The sequence below is a fragment of the Frigoribacterium sp. SL97 genome, assembly GCF_026625765.1.
GTDB lineage: Bacteria > Actinomycetota > Actinomycetes > Actinomycetales > Microbacteriaceae > Frigoribacterium.
The window spans coordinates 3693719-3712462 of the sequence record NZ_CP113062.1 but is presented as its reverse complement, the minus strand read 5'-3'; the positions used below and the strand labels follow the sequence as shown (position 1 = coordinate 3712462).

Here is an 18744-nt window from a genome sequence, read left to right as displayed (position 1 = left end):
GCCACATCTGTAACGGATGGGGTGCATGGTCTGAAACAGACTTCACCACCAGTGATGGTGTGTGGTAAATGTTTCGGCGGCCATAGCGAGAGGGAAACGCCCGGTCACATTCCGAACCCGGAAGCTAAGACTCTCAGCGCCGATGGTACTGCAAGGGGGACCTTGTGGGAGAGTAGGACACCGCCGGACTCCTTTTAGTGCGAACAGCACACGAAACACCAGAAAGGCCCCTTCCTCGGAAGGGGCCTTTCTGCGTTTAACGCTGACCCACCCACCAACCCCGGCCACGGCGATCGGCGGTGCGGCGTCCAACGACAATTTATCGAGGGCGATGATTCACCGCGTGAGCCCCTCCGCACCGCCGGCTGCCACCGGTCGAGCTGCGACCGGGGTGGCCTGCAGCGGGCAGTCGTGGAAGGGGCGACCCCATGGTGTTGGCGTCGGAGAGAGCTCAAGGCACGTGATCCTGAGGGCTGTACGCTCGCGACTTCGACCCGGGTGCAGTCGTCAGGCGCTCGGCATGAGCATCCGTCTGGACGACCATCGACTTCCAGCAAGCGGCTCCGTGCTGCTCGAGCCCGCGGTCGTGTTCCACAGGCGCCGGCGTCGCGCCACCTGGGTCGTCGTTCGAGCTCGAGTAGTTCTCGGCCGAGCAGAGTTCATTTCTCTCTGTCGAAAGCGGATCTCGAGTAAGCATTGACTCCAGGACTCCAGGACTCCAGGACTCCAGGACTCCAGGACTCCAGGACTCCAGGACTCCAGGTCTGTAGGTCTGTAGGTCTGTAGGTCTGTAGGTCTGTAGGTCTGTAGGTCTGTAGGTCTGTAGGTCTGTAGGTCTGTAGGTCTGTAGGTCTGTAGGTCTGTAGGTCTGTAGGTCTGTAGGTCTGTAGGTCTGTAGGTCTGTAGGTCTGTAGGTCTGTAGGTCTGTAGGTCTGTAGGTCTGTAGGTCTGTAGGTCTGTAGGTCTGTAGGTCTGTAGGTCTGTAGGTCTGTAGGTCTGTAGGTCTGTAGGTCTGTAGGTCTGTAGGTCTGTAGGTCTGTAGGTCTGTAGGTCTGTAGGTCTGTAGGTCTGTAGGTCTGTAGGTCTGTAGGTCTGTAGGTCTGTAGGTCTGTAGGTCTGTAGGTCTGTAGGTCTGTAGATCTGTAGGTCTGTAGGTCTGTAGGTCTGTAGGTCTGTAGGTCTGTAGGTCTGTAAGTCCCTAGCTTTCCAGGAGTCCACGACGCGACTGCTGAGGTGTGAGCTGACGAGCACGGCCTTCGTCTGCCTTGTCCTTCTTCAGCGCTTCGCCGAGAGGCACCCGGCAGACGCCTCACATGTTGCTCATGGCCACGACGTGTGTTCGTGGCCACGAGACTCATGGATCGACAGGGGGCAGCAGGCAGGTGAGTCGCCGTTGCCACTGGCGGAGGAACTCCGCCGGCCATGCCGGCGCCCGGTTCGTCCATCATTCCGTTGATCGCCGGGGATGATCCAAGTGTCAGGACGATCCAAGGAAATAACCCACCCTCGGACGCCGATCCCGATCGGTGTCCAAGTTCCCCTGGGCTGCTCGGGCGAACCCGTCAAGCGTTCGCCTTGCCTAAGCAGCGCGTCACCGCGGGGGTTCCCCTGAGTAGAACGGGACTGGATGTGAGAGGCGCGGGCTGCGACACGCCCGGGATGCATGAACATTTGGGGGTGGGGCCCCGTCCCTGTGTAAAGTAATCACTTGTCACCCCAAAGGTGCGGGCGGAGCGAAGCTTGCCCGGCCCTCAAGTGGGACCAACTTCCAAGTCCTCGAGTTGCTTCACAGCCTCGGACCAAGTGAGTTGCGAACACTGATCGAGATGATGTAGAGTTACGGCTCGTTCCGCAAGGGACGTCGGCACGGTCTCGGCATCGTCGGTCAGTGCATAAGGTTACAGAACTGCTCAGGGCAAAGGTCTTCCAAGGCTGGGTCCCTGGTGCGTTTGGTCTTTGAGAACTCAACAGCGTGCACATTGTCAAATGCCAAATTATACCCTGGCATTGCTTGTGGCTTCATCTTTGGTGGGGTTGTGAGTGGTGTTTAGGTTTCTTTGAGATTGATGGACAACAACAATCGTCAGATTGTTTTGTTCTTTAGTCAGCATCAAATTCAGCAGTCATGGCCTATTCCGGTTGTGCTGTTTTTTCTTTTACGGAGAGTTTGATCCTGGCTCAGGACGAACGCTGGCGGCGTGCTTAACACATGCAAGTCGAACGATGAACTGGAGCTTGCTCCAGGGATTAGTGGCGAACGGGTGAGTAACACGTGAGTAACCTGCCCTTGACTCTGGGATAAGCGCTAGAAATGGCGTCTAATACCGGATACGAGCTTCAGCCGCATGGCTAGGAGTTGGAAAGAATTTTGGTCAAGGATGGACTCGCGGCCTATCAGCTAGTTGGTGAGGTAATGGCTCACCAAGGCGACGACGGGTAGCCGGCCTGAGAGGGTGACCGGCCACACTGGGACTGAGACACGGCCCAGACTCCTACGGGAGGCAGCAGTGGGGAATATTGCACAATGGGCGAAAGCCTGATGCAGCAACGCCGCGTGAGGGATGACGGCCTTCGGGTTGTAAACCTCTTTTAGTAGGGAAGAAGCGAAAGTGACGGTACCTGCAGAAAAAGCACCGGCTAACTACGTGCCAGCAGCCGCGGTAATACGTAGGGTGCAAGCGTTGTCCGGAATTATTGGGCGTAAAGAGCTCGTAGGCGGTTTGTCGCGTCTGCTGTGAAATCTGGGGGCTCAACCCCCAGCCTGCAGTGGGTACGGGCAGACTAGAGTGCGGTAGGGGAGATTGGAATTCCTGGTGTAGCGGTGGAATGCGCAGATATCAGGAGGAACACCGATGGCGAAGGCAGATCTCTGGGCCGTAACTGACGCTGAGGAGCGAAAGCATGGGGAGCGAACAGGATTAGATACCCTGGTAGTCCATGCCGTAAACGTTGGGAACTAGATGTGGGGGCCATTCCACGGTCTCCGTGTCGCAGCTAACGCATTAAGTTCCCCGCCTGGGGAGTACGGCCGCAAGGCTAAAACTCAAAGGAATTGACGGGGGCCCGCACAAGCGGCGGAGCATGCGGATTAATTCGATGCAACGCGAAGAACCTTACCAAGGCTTGACATATACCGGAAACGTCCAGAGATGGTCGCCCCGCAAGGTCGGTATACAGGTGGTGCATGGTTGTCGTCAGCTCGTGTCGTGAGATGTTGGGTTAAGTCCCGCAACGAGCGCAACCCTCGTTCTATGTTGCCAGCACGTTATGGTGGGAACTCATAGGAGACTGCCGGGGTCAACTCGGAGGAAGGTGGGGATGACGTCAAATCATCATGCCCCTTATGTCTTGGGCTTCACGCATGCTACAATGGCCGGTACAAAGGGCTGCGATACCGTAAGGTGGAGCGAATCCCAAAAAGCCGGTCTCAGTTCGGATTGAGGTCTGCAACTCGACCTCATGAAGTCGGAGTCGCTAGTAATCGCAGATCAGCAACGCTGCGGTGAATACGTTCCCGGGCCTTGTACACACCGCCCGTCAAGTCATGAAAGTCGGTAACACCCGAAGCCAGTGGCCTAACCCTTGTGGATGGAGCTGTCGAAGGTGGGATCGGTGATTAGGACTAAGTCGTAACAAGGTAGCCGTACCGGAAGGTGCGGCTGGATCACCTCCTTTCTAAGGAGCATGTACTCGCCCCGCGGTATACACGGGGGTCAACGAGTCAAGTCGGTTTCGAAGCGAATGTCTTCGGCCGGCGCTCATGGGTGGAACATTGACAATGGCTCTTCGCGGAGAGCATCAGCGCTAGTACGGCACCTTCGGGTGTCTGGAAGGTGAGGGTGTTCGAGGTGGGGGGCGTGCACGCTGTTGGGTCCTGAGGGACCAAGCACCCATGCTTTGAGTGTGGGGGTTTTTCCTCTGGGCCATGAAAGTCCTGCATCAATCGCAGGGTGATCATGGTGCCGCCCGTATTTTGAGAACTACACAGTGGACGCGAGCATCTTAGTCGCAAGCAGGGCCGGCCTTCGGGTTGGTTGTTGTTTGTGATACTAAGTGCAATTTCTTAGACCAATCCGCCCTTTGGGTGTGGTTGGCGAATGAGATAACACTGAGCTGTCAGTCTTTGGCTGGCAGCAACTTTGTGGTCAAGTTTCTAAGAGCAAACGGTGGATGCCTTGGCATCTGGAGCCGAAGAAGGACGTAGAAATCTGCGATAAGCCTCGGGGAGCTGATAATCGAGCCCTGATCCGAGGATTTCCGAATGGGGAAACCCCGCCAGGCGTTATGTCTGGTGACTCCCGCCTGAATATATAGGGCGGGTAGAGGGAACGTGGGGAAGTGAAACATCTCAGTACCCACAGGAAGAGAAAACAACAGTGATTCCGTCAGTAGTGGCGAGCGAAATCGGAAGAGGCTAAACCGGTCATGTGTGATAGACGGCGGTCGTTGCATGGTCGGGGTTGTGGGACCCGTTGTCCTGTTCTGCCGGACAGGAACAGTTACAGCGCAGTATAGGCGAACAGCTTTGAATGGCTGGTCATAGAGGGTGCGAACCCCGTAGCCGAAATGCTGGCGCTGGCTGAATGGGGATCCCAAGTAGCTCGGGGCCCGAGAAATCCCGTGTGAATCTGTCAGGACCACCTGATAAGCCTAAATACTCCCAGATGACCGATAGCGGACAAGTACCGTGAGGGAAAGGTGAAAAGTACCCCGGGAGGGGAGTGAAATAGTACCTGAAACCGTTTGCTTACAAACCGTTGGAGCCTCCTTGTAGGGGTGACAGCGTGCCTTTTGAAGAATGAGCCTGCGAGTTAGCGATATGTGGCGAGGTTAACCCGTGTGGGGTAGCCGTAGCGAAAGCGAGTCTTAATAGGGCGATCCAGTCGCATGTCCTAGACCCGAAGCGAAGTGATCTATCCATGGCCAGGTTGAAGCGACGGTAAGACGTCGTGGAGGACCGAACCCACTTAGGTTGAAAACTGAGGGGATGAGCTGTGGATAGGGGTGAAAGGCCAATCAAACTTCGTGATAGCTGGTTCTCTCCGAAATGCATTTAGGTGCAGCGTTGCGTGTTTCTTGCCGGAGGTAGAGCTACTGGATGGCCGATGGGGCCCAAAAGCTTACTGACGTCAGCCAAACTCCGAATGCCGGTAAGTGAGAGCGCAGCAGTGAGACGGTGGGGGATAAGCTTCATCGTCGAGAGGGAAACAACCCAGACTACCAACTAAGGTCCCTAAGCGTGTGCTAAGTGGGAAAGGATGTGGAGTTGCATAGACAACCAGGAGGTTGGCTTAGAAGCAGCCACCCTTGAAAGAGTGCGTAATAGCTCACTGGTCAAGTGATTCCGCGCCGACAATGTAACGGGGCTCAAGCACACCACCGAAGTTGTAGATTTCGTATTATAGACAAGCCTTCGTGGTTCAGTCGTACGGAGTGGTAGGAGAGCGTCGTGTGGCCAGTGAAGCGGCGGTGTAAACCAGCCGTGGAGGCCACACGAGTGAGAATGCAGGCATGAGTAGCGAAAGACGGGTGAGAAACCCGTCCTCCGAAAGACCAAGGGTTCCAGGGCCAGGTTAATCCGCCCTGGGTAAGTCGGGACCTAAGGCGAGGCCGACAGGCGTAGTCGATGGACAACGGGTTGATATTCCCGTACCGGCGAAGAACCGCCCAAGCTAATCCAGTGGTGCTAAGAGTCCTAACCCGGCTGAGTGGATCCCTTCGGGGTGATGCCGGCCGGTCTAACGCTCGACCCCATGCTGGTGCGGTTAACGTATTAACAGGTGTGACGCAGGAAGGTAGCTGAGCCAGGCGATGGTATCCGTAAGGTGAACCTGGTGTAAGGATGTAGGGCTGACGATAGGCAAATCCGTCGTCAATGCGCCTGAGATCCGATGCGTACCCCGATTGGGGGAAATCAGTGATCCTATGCTGCCGAGAAAAGCATCGACGTGAGGTTCAAGCCGCCCGTACCCCAAACCGACTCAGGTGGTCAGGTAGAGAATACCAAGGAGATCGAGAGAATCGTGGTTAAGGAACTCGGCAAAATGCCCCCGTAACTTCGGGAGAAGGGGGGCCGGAACCGTGATGGGATTTACTCCCGGAGCGGGAAAGGCCGCAGAGACCAGTGGGAAGCGACTGTTTACTAAAAACACAGGTCCGTGCCAAGTCGCAAGACGATGTATACGGACTGACGCCTGCCCGGTGCTGGAAGGTTAAGAGGAAGGGTTAGCGCAAGCGAAGCTCAGAATTTAAGCCCCAGTAAACGGCGGTGGTAACTATAACCATCCTAAGGTAGCGAAATTCCTTGTCGGGTAAGTTCCGACCTGCACGAATGGCGTAACGACTTCCCAGCTGTCTCAACCGCGAACTCGGCGAAATTGCACTACGAGTAAAGATGCTCGTTACGCGCAGCAGGACGGAAAGACCCCGTGACCTTTACTACAGCTTGGTATTGGTGTTCGGAGTGGCTTGTGTAGGATAGGTGGGAGACTGTGAAGCTTGGATGCTAGTTCAGGTGGAGTCATTGTTGAAATACCACTCTGGTCACTTTGGATATCTAACTACGAACCGTGATCCGGTTCTGGGACAGTGCCTGGTGGGTAGTTTAACTGGGGCGGTTGCCTCCCAAAAAGTAACGGAGGCGCCCAAAGGTTCCCTCAACCTGGTTGGCAATCAGGTGTCGAGTGTAAGTGCACAAGGGAGCTTGACTGTGAGACTGACAAGTCGAGCAGGGACGAAAGTCGGGACTAGTGATCCGGCAGTGGCTTGTGGAAGCGCTGTCGCTCAACGGATAAAAGGTACCTCGGGGATAACAGGCTGATCTTGCCCAAGAGTCCATATCGACGGCATGGTTTGGCACCTCGATGTCGGCTCGTCGCATCCTGGGGCTGGAGTAGGTCCCAAGGGTTGGGCTGTTCGCCCATTAAAGCGGTACGCGAGCTGGGTTTAGAACGTCGTGAGACAGTTCGGTCCCTATCCGCTGCGCGCGTAGGAAATTTGAGAAGATCTATCCCTAGTACGAGAGGACCGGGATGGACGAACCTCTGGTGTGTCAGTTGTTCTGCCAAGGGCACCGCTGATTAGCTACGTTCGGAACGGATAACCGCTGAAAGCATCTAAGCGGGAAGCCGGCTTCGAGATGAGATTTCCATACCCTTAGGGGTGAGAGGCTCCCAGCTAGACTACTGGGTTGATAGGCCGGATGTGGAAGTGGGGACTAACGACCCATGGAGCTGACCGGTACTAATAAGCCGATAACTTGACAACACTCCCTCCCTGTAGAGGTGGGGGAAAGCTGCTTGCGTCCACTATGTGGTTCCCGAAATACGGTCGGGAACAACTCAACAGACAAGTCGCCACATCTGTAACGGATGGGGTGCATGGTCTGAAACAGACTTCACCACCAGTGATGGTGTGTGGTAAATGTTTCGGCGGCCATAGCGAGAGGGAAACGCCCGGTCACATTCCGAACCCGGAAGCTAAGACTCTCAGCGCCGATGGTACTGCAAGGGGGACCTTGTGGGAGAGTAGGACACCGCCGGACTCCTTTTAGTGCGAACAGCACACGAAACACCAGAAAGGCCCCTTCCTCGGAAGGGGCCTTTCTGCGTTTAACGCTGACCCACCCACCAACCCCGGTAAGATCGTCAGCGATGTCAGCTCCCTTCTCCACCGCCACCGGCACCGACGTGCGCGTGCGGTTCTGCCCCTCGCCCACCGGAACGCCGCATGTCGGCCTCATCCGCACCGCCCTCTTCAACTGGGCCTACGCCCGACACACGGGTGGCAAGCTCGTTTTCCGCATCGAAGACACCGATGCGGCCCGAGACAGCGAAGAGAGCTACGAGCAGATCCTCGACGGCCTGCGCTGGCTCAAGATCGATTGGGACGAGGGCGTGGACGCGGGTGCGCCTCATGGCCCCTACCGTCAGTCTCAGCGCCACGACATCTATCGCGGGGTCATCGATCAGCTGCTCGAGCGGGGGCTTCTCTACGAGAGTTTCGCCACGGGTGAGGAGATCGAGGCTCGCAACATCGCCAACGGTCGAGACCCCAAGCAGGGTTACGACAACTTCGAGCGTGAGCTGAGCGACCCACAACGTGCGGCGTTCCGAGCCGAGGGGCGTCAGCCGGCACTCCGGTTGCGAGTGCCCGACCGCGACCTCAGCTTCGACGACCTCGTCCGCGGTGCGATCACGTTCCCGGCGGGATCGTTCAGCGACTTCGTCGTCGTCCGACCGAACGGTGTGCCTCTCTACACTTTCGTGAACCCGCTGGACGATGCTCTGATGGGCATCACCCACGTCCTGCGCGGTGAGGACCTCCTCTCGTCCACTCCCCGCCAGATCGCCCTCTACGAGGCGCTGGTCGAGCTCGGCATCACCACGTTCGTCCCTCGGTTCGGCCATCTGCCCTATGTCATGGGCGACGGCAACAAGAAGCTCTCGAAGCGCGATCCCGAGTCCAACCTGTTCCATCACCGAGACCGCGGCTTCATCCCCGAGGGCCTCGTCAACTACCTGGCGCTCCTGGGGTGGTCCTTGACTCACGATCGGGACGTGTTCTCGATCGACGAGATGGTCGCGGCGTTCGACGTCGTCGACGTGAACCCGAACCCCGCGCGATTCGACGTGAAGAAGGCCGAGTCGATCAACGGCGACCACATCCGACTGCTGTCCGTCGGGGACTTCACCGAGCGACTGCTGCCCTACCTCGACGGGGTCGTCAGCGTTCCGCCGACGGAGGCCGAGCGTGCCGTGCTCGTGCAGGCGGCGCCCCTCGTCCAAGAACGCATGACCCTCCTGTCCGAGGCTCGTGGCATGCTCGGCTTCTTGTTCGTCGCCGACGAAGACCTGGTCCACGAGGACGACGCGCTGGCCTCACTGGGCGAGCGGTCCACCGAGGTGCTGCGCGCCTCCTCGGCTGCCCTCGAGGGCCTGGCTGACTGGACGCACGAGTCGATCCAGGCGGTCCTCAAGGAGGCGCTCGTCGACGGACTCGGCCTCAAGCCCCGCGTGGCCTACGGCCCGTTGCGGGTGGCGCTGTCCGGGCGTCGCGTGAGTCCGCCGTTGTTCGAGTCGATGGAGATCCTCGGCCGCGAGTCGACCCTTGCCCGACTCGCGGCTCTCGCCGACCGCTCATGATCGAGCGCTACGACGTCGCTGTCATCGGGGGCGGCCCCGCAGGGTTGAGCGCTGCGCTCAACCTCGTCCGCGCCCGCCGACGCGTCGTGCTGATCGACAGCAACCGGCCGCGGAACTCCGCCACGCTGCTCTCGCACGGGTACCTCACCCGCGACGGCATCTCGCCGCTCGAGCTCCGCAAGCTCGGACGCGACGAGTTCCTGGGGTACGAGGGGGCCGAACACCGGCAGACCCTGGCGACGAACGTCGTCCCGGTCGACGGCGGGTTCGAGATCTCGTGCGCGTTCCGTGGGCAGGAGTCGTCCGCGCTGGCAGGGATCGTCCTGGTGACGACGGGGCTGAGCGAGACCCTGCCTGAGATCGCCCAACTCCGAGCGTTCTACGGCACGTACGTCCACAGTTGCATCGAGTGCGACGGGTACGACAAGCGTGACCAGCCACTCGCCCTGATCGGTGAGCACCCCGACCTCGTCGACCGCGCCCTGTTGCTCTCGCAGTGGACCGATGACCTCATCGTCTTCACGCACGGTTCGGACGTGGTGACCTCGGAGGACGAGGCTGCGTTGGCAGCCCGGGGGATCACCGTGGACCGTCGTCGCGTCACGAGCATCGACGGCGATCGTGACGGCATGCGTGGGGTCGTGCTCGAGGACGGCACGGTCGTGCCTCGGGCCGGTGGTTTCGTCCGCCCGGAGTGGTCGGCCGCGCTCGACTACGTCTCGGCGACGGGGGCCGACCTGGACGGCGACGGACTGCTCGTCGTGGACGGCCATGGTCGCACGTCGGTTCCCGGGCTGTACGCCGCCGGCGAGAGCACCGCACCCGGTCCCCAGCAACTCATCGTTGCCGCCGGCGACGGCGCCCGCGTCGCTGCCGTGATCAACCGGGACCTCATCGGTGGCCTCGAACACCTGGCAGATGCTGTACAGTAGACGTCGGTCCAGATGATGGGCCGACAGTGATGTAGACCTGACGGTTGTCATCATTGGGGTATGGTGTAATTGGCAACACGACTGATTCTGGTTCAGTTGTTCTTGGTTCGAGTCCAGGTACCCCAGCAATTTGATTCCCCCTGGCCTTGCGGCCCGGGGGAATTGCTGTTCGTGCCTGTCTCGCCGCCTCCGGCGGCGTGTTCGGCTTCGCCGAACGCGATCGTCCCCGCTTCGCGCCTCGGGGGCGAGTCGTCGGTGCGCGGTCGGGCGCCAGCAGCTAGGCCGGTTGGGGCTCTTCTGACTCGGAGCCGAGTGGGCGCCGTGGGCCGCGTCCTCGTCGGGCGAGAACCCTGGCGATGGGGCGCTCGACGCGACGGTGGATGACGAACGACAAGGCCACCAGGAGTGGAACCGACACGGCGACCGACAGCCAGCCGTCGATCCAACCCAGGCGCGCGAAGAGCTCGGGCACGGCCGGGGCCACCAAGGGGTGGAACAGGTAGAGCGCGTACGACGCGGCACCGCCGGTGAGCACCCAGGTCGGCGTCACGCGGCGAAGGGGACCTTCGGCCAGCACCGTCGCCGCCACGACAGCCGTGACGCCCGCGAATCGGGCTGGTGCGTTGCGCCCGAAGCCCCCGTCTCCGACGGACGTGGCGAGCACGACCGCCAGGGCCACCAGGGAGACCGCGAGCACGGCCCACAACCAGCCACGGCGGGCGGGACGCGTCAGCTCGGCGATCACCATGCCGATGAGGAAGAACAGGACGATGGGGTCGAAATAGACCGCCCATGCCGGGCGTGCGGCGTCGAAGGCCCACCATAGCGCCGAGCAGGTGACGAGCACCGCTCCGACGGTGGGCAGGACTCTGAGTCTGAGGGCCAGGCACAGGGCCACGAGGGCGTAGAACGCACACTCGAAGACGAGGGTCCAGCCGACGCCGAGGACGGGTTCGATGTTGCCTTCGGCGTTGCGGGTCGGGATGAAGAAGTACGACCCGAGTGTGTTGGCCGGCTCGAGGGTGGCGTGCAGCACGGCCGAAGGGACGAGTACCAAGGTGAGCACCTTGAGGGTCGTCGCGAGCCAGTAGAGCGGGACGATGCGATCGAGTCGGCGACGCGCGAAGATGGCCCAGGCCCGCGGCGTGCCCTCGAGGCGACGGACGGTGTGCATCATGACGAACCCACTGATCGCGAAGAAGACGTCCACCCCGACCGATCCGTAGCTCCACGGGCGGAACGAGGGGTCGAGTCGTTCGTGGGCGTAGAACACGGTGTGGGTGACGACCACCAGGAGGGCTGCCACGAACCGGAGGCCCTGGATGCCCGAGAAGCGTTCGCGATCGCGGAAGGACGCCTCAGGGGACGGGGTCGGGTTCTGCATATGAAACATATTACATGCAGACGATGCGCAGCCTTGAGGTTCTGCCTCCCACGACCTCGAAGGCCCTCACCTGTGGTGAGGGCCTTCGAGTCGTCGCAGGATGGTGACTAGTCGCCGATGGTGGCTCCGAAGCGGGCCGGCAGCGTGCCACGGTGGGTGCTGCGCAGCTCGTCGATGGACACCGTGAAGACGTCCTGTACCTCGAGCGACCCCGACTCGCCGTCGGTCACGCCGATGCGGGCCACCGGGTAGCCACGGCCCTCGCAGAGGCCGCGGAAGCGGACGTCGTCCTCGCGGGGCACCGAGACGATCACGCGACCGGTCGACTCGCTGAAGAGGGCGGTCGCGACGTCGATGCCGTCCCGCTCGATGATCTCACCCAGCCAGACGCGAGCACCGACTCCGAAGCGCAGCACGGCCTCGGCCAGCGCCTGTGCCAGGCCGCCGTCGCTCAGGTCGTGGGCCGCCGCGATCAACGACTGGTCGCCACCGGCGTGCAGGAGCTGCGCGAGCTGCGCCTCGGCCGCGAGGTCGACCGCCGGCGGGCGTCCACCGAGGTGGTCGTGGACCACACCGGCCCAGGCCGATCCGTCGAGCTCGAGCGCCGTGGTGCCGAGTAGGTAGATGTTGTCGCCTTCGTCCTGCCAGCCGGACGGGATGCGCTTGGCGACGTCGTCGATCACGCCGAGGACGCCCACCACGGGAGTGGGGTGGATCGGACGCGTGCCGGTCTGGTTGTAGAACGACACGTTGCCGCCGGTGACCGGGATCTCGAGTTCGAGGCACCCGTCGGCCAGTCCCTCGACGGCCTGCGAGAACTGCCACATGACCTCGGGGTCCTCCGGGCTGCCGAAGTTCAGGCAGTCGGTCACGGCGGCGGGCACGGCACCGGTCACGGCGACGTTGCGGTACGCCTCGGCCAGCGCCAGGCGTGCCCCCTGCTTGGGATCGAGCTGGCAGTAGCGCCCGTTGGCGTCGGTCGCGATCGCGAAGCCGAGACCGGTCTCTTCGTCGACGCGGATCATGCCTCCGTCGTCGGGGAAGCTGAGCGCGGTGTTGCCCAGCACGTAGGTGTCGTACTGGTTCGTGACCCAGCTCTTGTCGGCCAGGTTGGGCGAGCCGAGCAGTTCGAGGAACTGCTCGCGCAGGACGGCGTTGCCCGTGGGGCGGGGCAGCGACGAGGCGCTGTCGGCCTGCAAGGCGTCGATCCACGTGGGGTAGGCGACGGGACGCTCGTACACCGGGCCGTCGACGGCGACCGTGCGGGGCTCGACGTTGACGATCTCTTCGCCGTGCCAGTTGATGACGAGACGTCCGGTGTCGGTGACCTCGCCGAGCACGCTCGTCTCGACGTCCCATTTCGCCACGACCGCGAGGAACGCGTCGAGCTTCTCGGGACGCACGACGGCCATCATGCGTTCTTGGCTCTCGCTCATCAGGATCTCTTCGGCGGTGAGCGACGGGTCGCGCAGCAGGACGTTGTCGAGTTCGATGAACATTCCGCCGTCGCCGTTCGAGGCGAGCTCGGACGTGGCGCAGCTGATGCCGGCTGCCCCGAGGTCTTGGATGCCCTCGACCAGTTCGTCGCGGAACAGCTCGAGGCAGCACTCGATGAGCACCTTCTCGGCGAACGGGTCGCCGACCTGGACGGCAGGACGCTTGGTGGGCCCGCCGGACGAGAACGTGTCGGAGGCGAGGATGGAGGCGCCACCGATGCCGTCACCGCCGGTGCGCGCACCGAACAGGACCACCTTGTTGCCGACGCCCCGGGCGTTGGCCAGGTGGAGGTCTTCGTGGCGCAGGACGCCCACGGCCAGTGCGTTGACCAGGGGGTTGCCCTGGTAGACGGCGTCGAAGTAGGTCTCGCCGCCGATGTTGGGCAGGCCGAGGCAGTTGGCGTAGAAGCTGATGCCACCGACGACGCCGTCGACCACGCGGGCCGTGTCCGCCGCGTCGATGTCGCCGAAGCGCAGCTGGTCCATGACCGCGACGGGGCGGGCACCCATCGAGATGATGTCGCGGACGATGCCGCCCACGCCGGTGGCCGCCCCCTGGAACGGCTCGATGTAGCTCGGGTGGTTGTGCGATTCGACCTTGAAGGTGACGGCCCAGCCGCCCCCCACGTCGACCACTCCGGCGTTCTCGCCCATGCCGACCATGAGGTTCTTCTTCATGGCGGGCGAGACCTTCTGGCCGAACTGCCGGAGGTAGATCTTGCTCGACTTGTAGGAGCAGTGCTCGCTCCACATGACCGAGTACATGGCGAGCTCACCGCTCGTGGGGCGACGCCCTAGGATCTCGCGGATCTTCGCGTACTCGTCGGCCTTCAGGCCGAGGGCGCCGTAGGGCTGCTCGCGATCGGGCGTCGCCGCGGCGTTCGCCACGGTGTCGGGCACGTGGCCCTCGGGGCGGACGTCGATCATCTCGGCGTCGTGCGGGGCGCGGTCGGTCTGGTCGGTCACTTGGCGAGGGCCCTCTCGAGAACGGACGTGAAGAAGGTCAGGCCGTCGACGCCGCTCGACATCGCGGCGGGGGTGTCGGGGCCGAAGCCCTCTTCGACGGCGTGCTCGGGGTGCGGCATGAGGCCGACGACGTTGCCGCGCGCATTGGTGACGCCGGCGATGTCGTCCATCGACCCGTTCGGATTCACACCGACGTAGCGGAAGGCGACCTGCCCCTCTCCCTCGATGCGCTTGATGGTCTCGGCGTCGGCGATGAAGCGCCCGTCCGCGTTCTTGAGGGGGATGGTGATCTCTTGCCCCTCGGTGAAGCCGTTCGTCCAGTCGGTGCGGGCGTTCTCGACGACGAGACGCTGGTCGCGGCGGATGAACTGCTGGTGCGCGTTGCGAGTGTGCGCCCCCGGGATCAGGCGGGCCTCGGCGAGCATCTGGAAGCCGTTGCAGATGCCGAGGACGGGCATGCCCGCGTTCGCGGCGTCGACCACGTCGGCCATGATCGGCGAGAAGGAGGCGATCGCGCCGGCACGCAGGTAGTCGCCGTAGCTGTAGCCGCCGGGCAGGATGATCGCCTCAACACCCTTCAGGTCGTGGTCGCCGTGCCAGAGGGCGACGGGCTCGCCGCCCGCGAGTCGGACCGCGCGCTGCGCGTCACGGTCGTCGAGGGAGCCGGGGAAGGTGACGACGCCGACGCGCATCAGAGGGCGGCGGGAGCGTCGGCGACGGTGATCGAGACGACGTCCTCGATGACCGAGTTCGAGAACATGTCGTCGGCGAGCTCGCGGACGTCCGCGAGGACGGCGTCGGTCACCTCGCCCTCGACCGTGACCTCGAAGCGCTTGCCGATGCGGACGTCGGTGAACGCCCCTTTGCCGAGACGGGAGAGGGCACCGGCGACGGCCTTGCCCTGGGGGTCGAGCAGTTCAGCCTTGGGCATGACCTCGACGACGATTGTGGGCACTGGTTTACTCCTGCAGAGGCGTCAACGGGTGGACGCGACGAGTCTACGGCAGCCGCGCGCGCCTCCTGGTGGTGCCGTCGTCGTGGACGCATCGACCGTCGCGGCGATGGTCAGCGGAATGCGGGCCACCTGTCAGCCGGATCATTGGTTCGCGCCGCAGAGTGTTCTCAGCGGACAGAGCGCGGGCCTCGTGATCGGGCCTTCTGTTCCGCGTCCGGTCCCGGGGTTCCTGATCCGCTCCGAGACCGCCGGACGCCCGGCCGAGCCCCCCGTCGGCCGGGCGTCTACCCCGTGTGGGCTGCGTCCGCGGGTCTGTCGGCGGCGGCCCGCGGGGCGGACTCCGGGTCGACGTCGGGGCGCGACCGGCCGAGCAGCCAGACGGCCAGGGGCAGGCAGATCGCGCCCGCGATCGCGTTGCGCAGGTCGAGGCCCTCGTGCATCACGTCGAACGGCGGCCCGATGGCGAGCACCGCCGCCACCCCGATCGACCACCAGGAGGCGCGGCGCCGCCCCTCGGCGAACGCTCGCGGCGGCAGCTCGAACCGGGCCGTCGCCAGCGAGACCAGGCAGGTCAGCCCGATGACGAGGGCCCAGATCGGGAGGCGCGTCCACCACCAGGTGGCGGTCGAGGGTTGGGGGAGCGGCCCGCCCACGGCCAAGAGGACCCCGAGCACGGCGATCAACAGCGGGAGGTGCCAGAGGTAGATGGTCATGCCGCGGCTGCCGACGGCGAACACGACGGCGCGGGCCGCCGACGTGGACATGAGACGCGCCAGGACGGGGTGCAGGAGCGACAGGACGCAGATCTGCGCCACCCCGAGCACCATGAGCGGCACCGTCGGCGGGTTGAGGTTGCTCAGCATGTCGTCCGACCACGGCCCGGCCGTCGTCAGCGGGACCAGCGAGGCGTACGCCACGACGGCGACGACGAGCAGCACGGCCCGAGGGGTCCGACGGAACAGCCCGTCGGCGTAGGCGAAGCCGAGCTGCTGCACGAAGAGCCACACGAAGGCGAGGTTGAGGAGCCCGACGGCCGTGACGCCGGTGCCGTACCGCACCGCGTCGACCAGGACCGCGGCGACGACCAGGACGGACAGCGTCGCCCACGGGCGGGTCGCGTGCAGGCGGGCCATCACCGGCACGAGCAGCTGCGTGATGCCGTAGGCGGCGAGGAACCAGAACGGCGAGCCCACGCCCGTCGCCACGACGTCGAGCAGTTCGGGATCGACGCCGAGCAGGGTCGCGACGGCGAGGGCGATCGCGAGGACGACGAAGACCGCGCTCGCGGGGCGGGCGAGGCGCAGGAGGCGACCGCGGACGAAGTCGCCGGCGTCGGCGCCGCGACGCCGTGCCCCGGCCCAGGCCGTGGCGCTGGCGAACCCGCCCACCACGAAGAAGAGCGGCATGATCTGCCCGGCCCACGTCGAGAGCGGGAACCAGGACTGCTCTTGCAGGGGACGGTTCGCCACGACGGCGCCCGTCGCGTCGACGGCGACACCGACCATCATCACGTGGATCGCGACGACCAGCAGGACGCAGAAGACGCGGGCGAGATCCACCACGAGGTCGCGGCCCGGGGGGACGACGACGGACGGCGGTGTCGTGGCGGCGGTGCTCATGTCGACGACGGTAGCGACCCGGGGCCGCTCGGGTGTGGTTGTCCACAGGTGCGGCGCGTCCGAACCAGGGAACGTCCTCCGAGGTGGCCCGGATTGTTTTGATCTGATCAAAAGAGTGGTTCACTTGATGCATGACCCATCCGACCGACGACCCCCGCGAAGCACTGCGCTCCGCCGGGTTGCGCGTGACCGAGCCCCGGCTCGCCGTGTTGCGCGCCCTCGAGCCGTCGCCCCACGCGGCCGCCGAGCAGGTCTTCGCCCGGGTCGCCCTCGACCTGCCCGGCACGTCGGTGCAGGCGGTCTACGGCGTCCTCAACGCGCTGACCGGCGCGGGGCTGGTGCGTCGCATCGAACCAGCGGGCTCGGCAGCGCTCTACGAGCTGAGGACGGGCGACAACCACCACCACGTGGTCTGCGGGGTGTGCGGCTCGGTCGCCGACGTGGACTGCGTCGTCGGCCACGCCCCCTGCCTCACCCCCTCGCACGACTCGGGCTACCTCGTGCAGACCGCCGAGGTGACCTTCTGGGGCCTGTGCCCGGCCTGTCGGGCGGCCGAGTCCGAGGGCGCGGAGGGCGACGAGCCGACCCGCGCCTCCTCGTCCGACCGCGTGGACGCGGCCGTCCCGGCGGCCTGACCGGCCCGCCCCCTGATCTCACACGACGACGAACCACGAACGAAAGAGGACACATGACCGACGCCAAGAAGATCACCACCACCGACAACGGCGCCCCCGCCGCCAGCGACGAGTTCTCGCAGTCGGTCGGCGCCGACGGCCCGATCGTCTTGCACGACCACAAGCTGGTCGAGAAGCTCGCCAACTTCAACCGCGAGAAGGTGCCCGAGCGCATCGTCCACGCCAAGGGCGGCGGCGCCTTCGGGACGTTCGTCACGACGGCCGACGTCTCGCGCTACACGCGCGCCGCGCTCTTCCAGCCCGGTGTCGAGACCGAGATGCTCGCCCGCTTCTCGACCGTCGCCGGCGAACAGGGCAGCCCCGACACGTGGCGCGACCCCCGTGGCTTCGCGCTGAAGTTCTACACGAGCGAGGGCAACTACGACCTCGTGGGCAACAACACGCCCGTCTTCTTCATCCGCGACGGCATCAAGTTCCCCGACTTCATCCACTCGCAGAAGCGCCTGCCCGGCTCGCACCTGCGCGACCACGACATGCAGTGGGACTTCTGGACGCTCTCGCCCGAGTCGGCGCACCAGGTCACCTGGCTGATGGGCGACCGCGGCCTCCCCGCCTCGTGGCGCAACATGGACGGCTTCGGTTCGCACACCTACCAGTGGATCAACGCCGAGGGCGAGCGCTTCTGGGTCAAGTACCACTTCAAGACGAACCAGGGCAACAAGATCCTCACGCAGGACGACGCCGACCGCATCGCGGGAGAGGACGCCGACTTCCACATCCGCGACCTCTCCGAGGCCATCGACCGCGGCGACTTCCCCACCTGGACGCTGTCGGTGCAGGTCATGCCCTACGACGAGGCGGCCACGTACCGCTTCAACCCGTTCGACCTGACGAAGGTGTGGCCGCACGCGGACTACCCGCTCATCGAGGTCGGCACCATGACGCTGAACCGCAACCCCGAGAACTACTTCGCGCAGATCGAGCAGGCCGCGTTCGCCCCGTCGAACTTCGTCCCCGGCATCGCGACCAGCCCCGACAAGATGCTGCTCGCCCGCATCTTCAGCTACGCGGACGCCCACCGCTACCGCATCGGCGTCAACCACCAGCAGCTGCCGGTGAACACGCCCAAGACCGAGGTGCACTCGTACTCGAAGGACGGTGCCGCGCGGTACCACTTCAGCGAGGCGACGGCGCCGGTCTACGCACCGAACTCGGTCGGCGGTCCCGCCGCGGACCCGCAGGCCGCTGGTGACACCGGTGGCTGGGAGAGCGACGGCGAGCTCGTCCGCTCGTCCGTGACGTTGCACCCCGAGGACGACGACTTCGGCCAGGCCGGCACGCTCGTCCGTGAGGTGCTCGACGACGAGGAGCGCGACCGCCTGGTGCAGAACATCGTGGGCCACGTCTCGAAGGTCACCCAGCCCGCCCTGCGCGAGCGGGTCTACGAGTACTGGACCAACGTCGACCCCACCCTGGGCCTGCGCGTCCGCAAGGGCGTCGAGCCCGAGGCTCCCGGTTCGAACGAGGACCCGGCCGAGGTCGGCGTCCCGGCGTAGCCGCGAGCCGCGACAGACCGCAGGAGGCGCGGTGACCGTTCGTCGGTCACCGCGCCTC

The 18744-nt window shown here is 63.8% G+C and carries 9 protein-coding genes, 1 tRNA gene and 4 rRNA genes; 9 read left to right on the top strand and 5 right to left on the bottom strand.

What is annotated here, in order from left to right; all coding sequences use genetic code 11:
• Positions 1-72: 72 nt before the first annotated feature.
• The 7 genes from rrf (OVA02_RS18070) to OVA02_RS18040 all read left to right on the top strand — a co-directional run bounded on the left by rrf (OVA02_RS18070) (position 73) and on the right by OVA02_RS18040 (position 10201).
• A 5S ribosomal RNA gene (gene rrf / locus OVA02_RS18070) occupies positions 73-189 on the top strand.
• A 1966-nt stretch (positions 190-2155) separates the two neighbouring features.
• Positions 2156-3675: ribosomal RNA gene (locus OVA02_RS18065) — 16S ribosomal RNA — on the top strand.
• A 468-nt stretch (positions 3676-4143) separates the two neighbouring features.
• Positions 4144-7266 (top strand): 23S ribosomal RNA (locus OVA02_RS18060).
• 160 nt (positions 7267-7426) lie between these two features.
• Positions 7427-7543, top strand: a 5S ribosomal RNA gene (gene rrf / locus OVA02_RS18055).
• The 16S, 23S and 5S rRNA genes sit together here, the layout of an rRNA operon.
• A gap of 109 nt (positions 7544-7652) precedes the next feature.
• Positions 7653-9143, top strand: coding sequence for a glutamate--tRNA ligase (gltX, locus tag OVA02_RS18050; protein WP_267658966.1), 1491 nt, complete (start codon positions 7653-7655; stop codon positions 9141-9143).
• On the top strand, positions 9140-10075 hold the full coding sequence (locus tag OVA02_RS18045; RefSeq protein WP_056049530.1) for an NAD(P)/FAD-dependent oxidoreductase: 936 nt from the start codon (positions 9140-9142) through the stop codon (positions 10073-10075). The genes gltX and OVA02_RS18045 overlap by 4 nt, the downstream gene beginning before the upstream one ends.
• Positions 10076-10129: 54 nt before the next feature.
• Positions 10130-10201 (top strand) — tRNA-Gln (locus tag OVA02_RS18040).
• Between the two features lie 151 nt (positions 10202-10352).
• Here OVA02_RS18040 and OVA02_RS18035 read toward each other — a convergent pair.
• From OVA02_RS18035 to OVA02_RS18015, 5 genes are all read right to left on the bottom strand, one after another.
• On the bottom strand, positions 10353-11459 hold the full coding sequence (locus OVA02_RS18035) for an acyltransferase family protein (protein ID WP_056049527.1): 1107 nt from the start codon (positions 11457-11459) through the stop codon (positions 10353-10355).
• A gap of 107 nt (positions 11460-11566) precedes the next feature.
• Positions 11567-13882: a phosphoribosylformylglycinamidine synthase subunit PurL gene (gene purL, locus OVA02_RS18030; RefSeq protein ID WP_055978197.1), complete on the bottom strand. Its 2316-nt coding sequence runs from the start codon at positions 13880-13882 to the stop codon at positions 11567-11569.
• A gap of 35 nt (positions 13883-13917) precedes the next feature.
• Entirely contained in the window at positions 13918-14613 is a 696-nt protein-coding gene (purQ, locus tag OVA02_RS18025) for a phosphoribosylformylglycinamidine synthase subunit PurQ (RefSeq protein ID WP_056049524.1), read from the bottom strand.
• On the bottom strand, positions 14613-14876 hold the full coding sequence (gene purS / locus OVA02_RS18020) for a phosphoribosylformylglycinamidine synthase subunit PurS (RefSeq protein ID WP_043597439.1): 264 nt from the start codon (positions 14874-14876) through the stop codon (positions 14613-14615). The genes purQ and purS overlap by 1 nt, the downstream gene beginning before the upstream one ends.
• Before the next feature lie 284 nt (positions 14877-15160).
• Positions 15161-16495, bottom strand: a complete 1335-nt coding sequence (locus OVA02_RS18015; RefSeq protein ID WP_267658965.1) for an acyltransferase family protein — start codon at positions 16493-16495, stop codon at positions 15161-15163.
• Positions 16496-16626: 131 nt separating this feature from the next.
• Here OVA02_RS18015 and OVA02_RS18010 point away from each other — a divergent pair, with 131 nt between their 5' ends.
• Both OVA02_RS18010 and OVA02_RS18005 read left to right on the top strand, forming a co-directional pair.
• The gene (locus tag OVA02_RS18010; RefSeq protein ID WP_056049519.1) at positions 16627-17130 is read left to right on the top strand and encodes a Fur family transcriptional regulator; all 504 of its coding nucleotides are present in this window, start codon (positions 16627-16629) and stop codon (positions 17128-17130) included.
• Between the two features lie 53 nt (positions 17131-17183).
• Complete coding sequence (locus OVA02_RS18005) at positions 17184-18686, top strand: catalase (RefSeq protein WP_056049517.1); 1503 nt, start codon at positions 17184-17186, stop codon at positions 18684-18686.
• Positions 18687-18744: the final 58 nt, after the last annotated feature.

Coding starts and splice junctions, on each gene's coding strand:
- OVA02_RS18035 (WP_056049527.1), bottom strand. CDS start 11,459: ATGCAGAACCCGACCCCGTCCCCTGAGGCGTCCTTCCGCGATCGCGAA.
- OVA02_RS18015 (WP_267658965.1), bottom strand. CDS start 16,495: ATGAGCACCGCCGCCACGACACCGCCGTCCGTCGTCGTCCCCCCGGGC.
- purQ (WP_056049524.1), bottom strand. CDS start 14,613: ATGCGCGTCGGCGTCGTCACCTTCCCCGGCTCCCTCGACGACCGTGAC.
- purL (WP_055978197.1), bottom strand. CDS start 13,882: ATGATCGACGTCCGCCCCGAGGGCCACGTGCCCGACACCGTGGCGAAC.
- OVA02_RS18005 (WP_056049517.1), top strand. CDS start 17,184: ATGACCGACGCCAAGAAGATCACCACCACCGACAACGGCGCCCCCGCC.
- OVA02_RS18010 (WP_056049519.1), top strand. CDS start 16,627: ATGACCCATCCGACCGACGACCCCCGCGAAGCACTGCGCTCCGCCGGG.
- OVA02_RS18045 (WP_056049530.1), top strand. CDS start 9,140: ATGATCGAGCGCTACGACGTCGCTGTCATCGGGGGCGGCCCCGCAGGG.
- gltX (WP_267658966.1), top strand. CDS start 7,653: ATGTCAGCTCCCTTCTCCACCGCCACCGGCACCGACGTGCGCGTGCGG.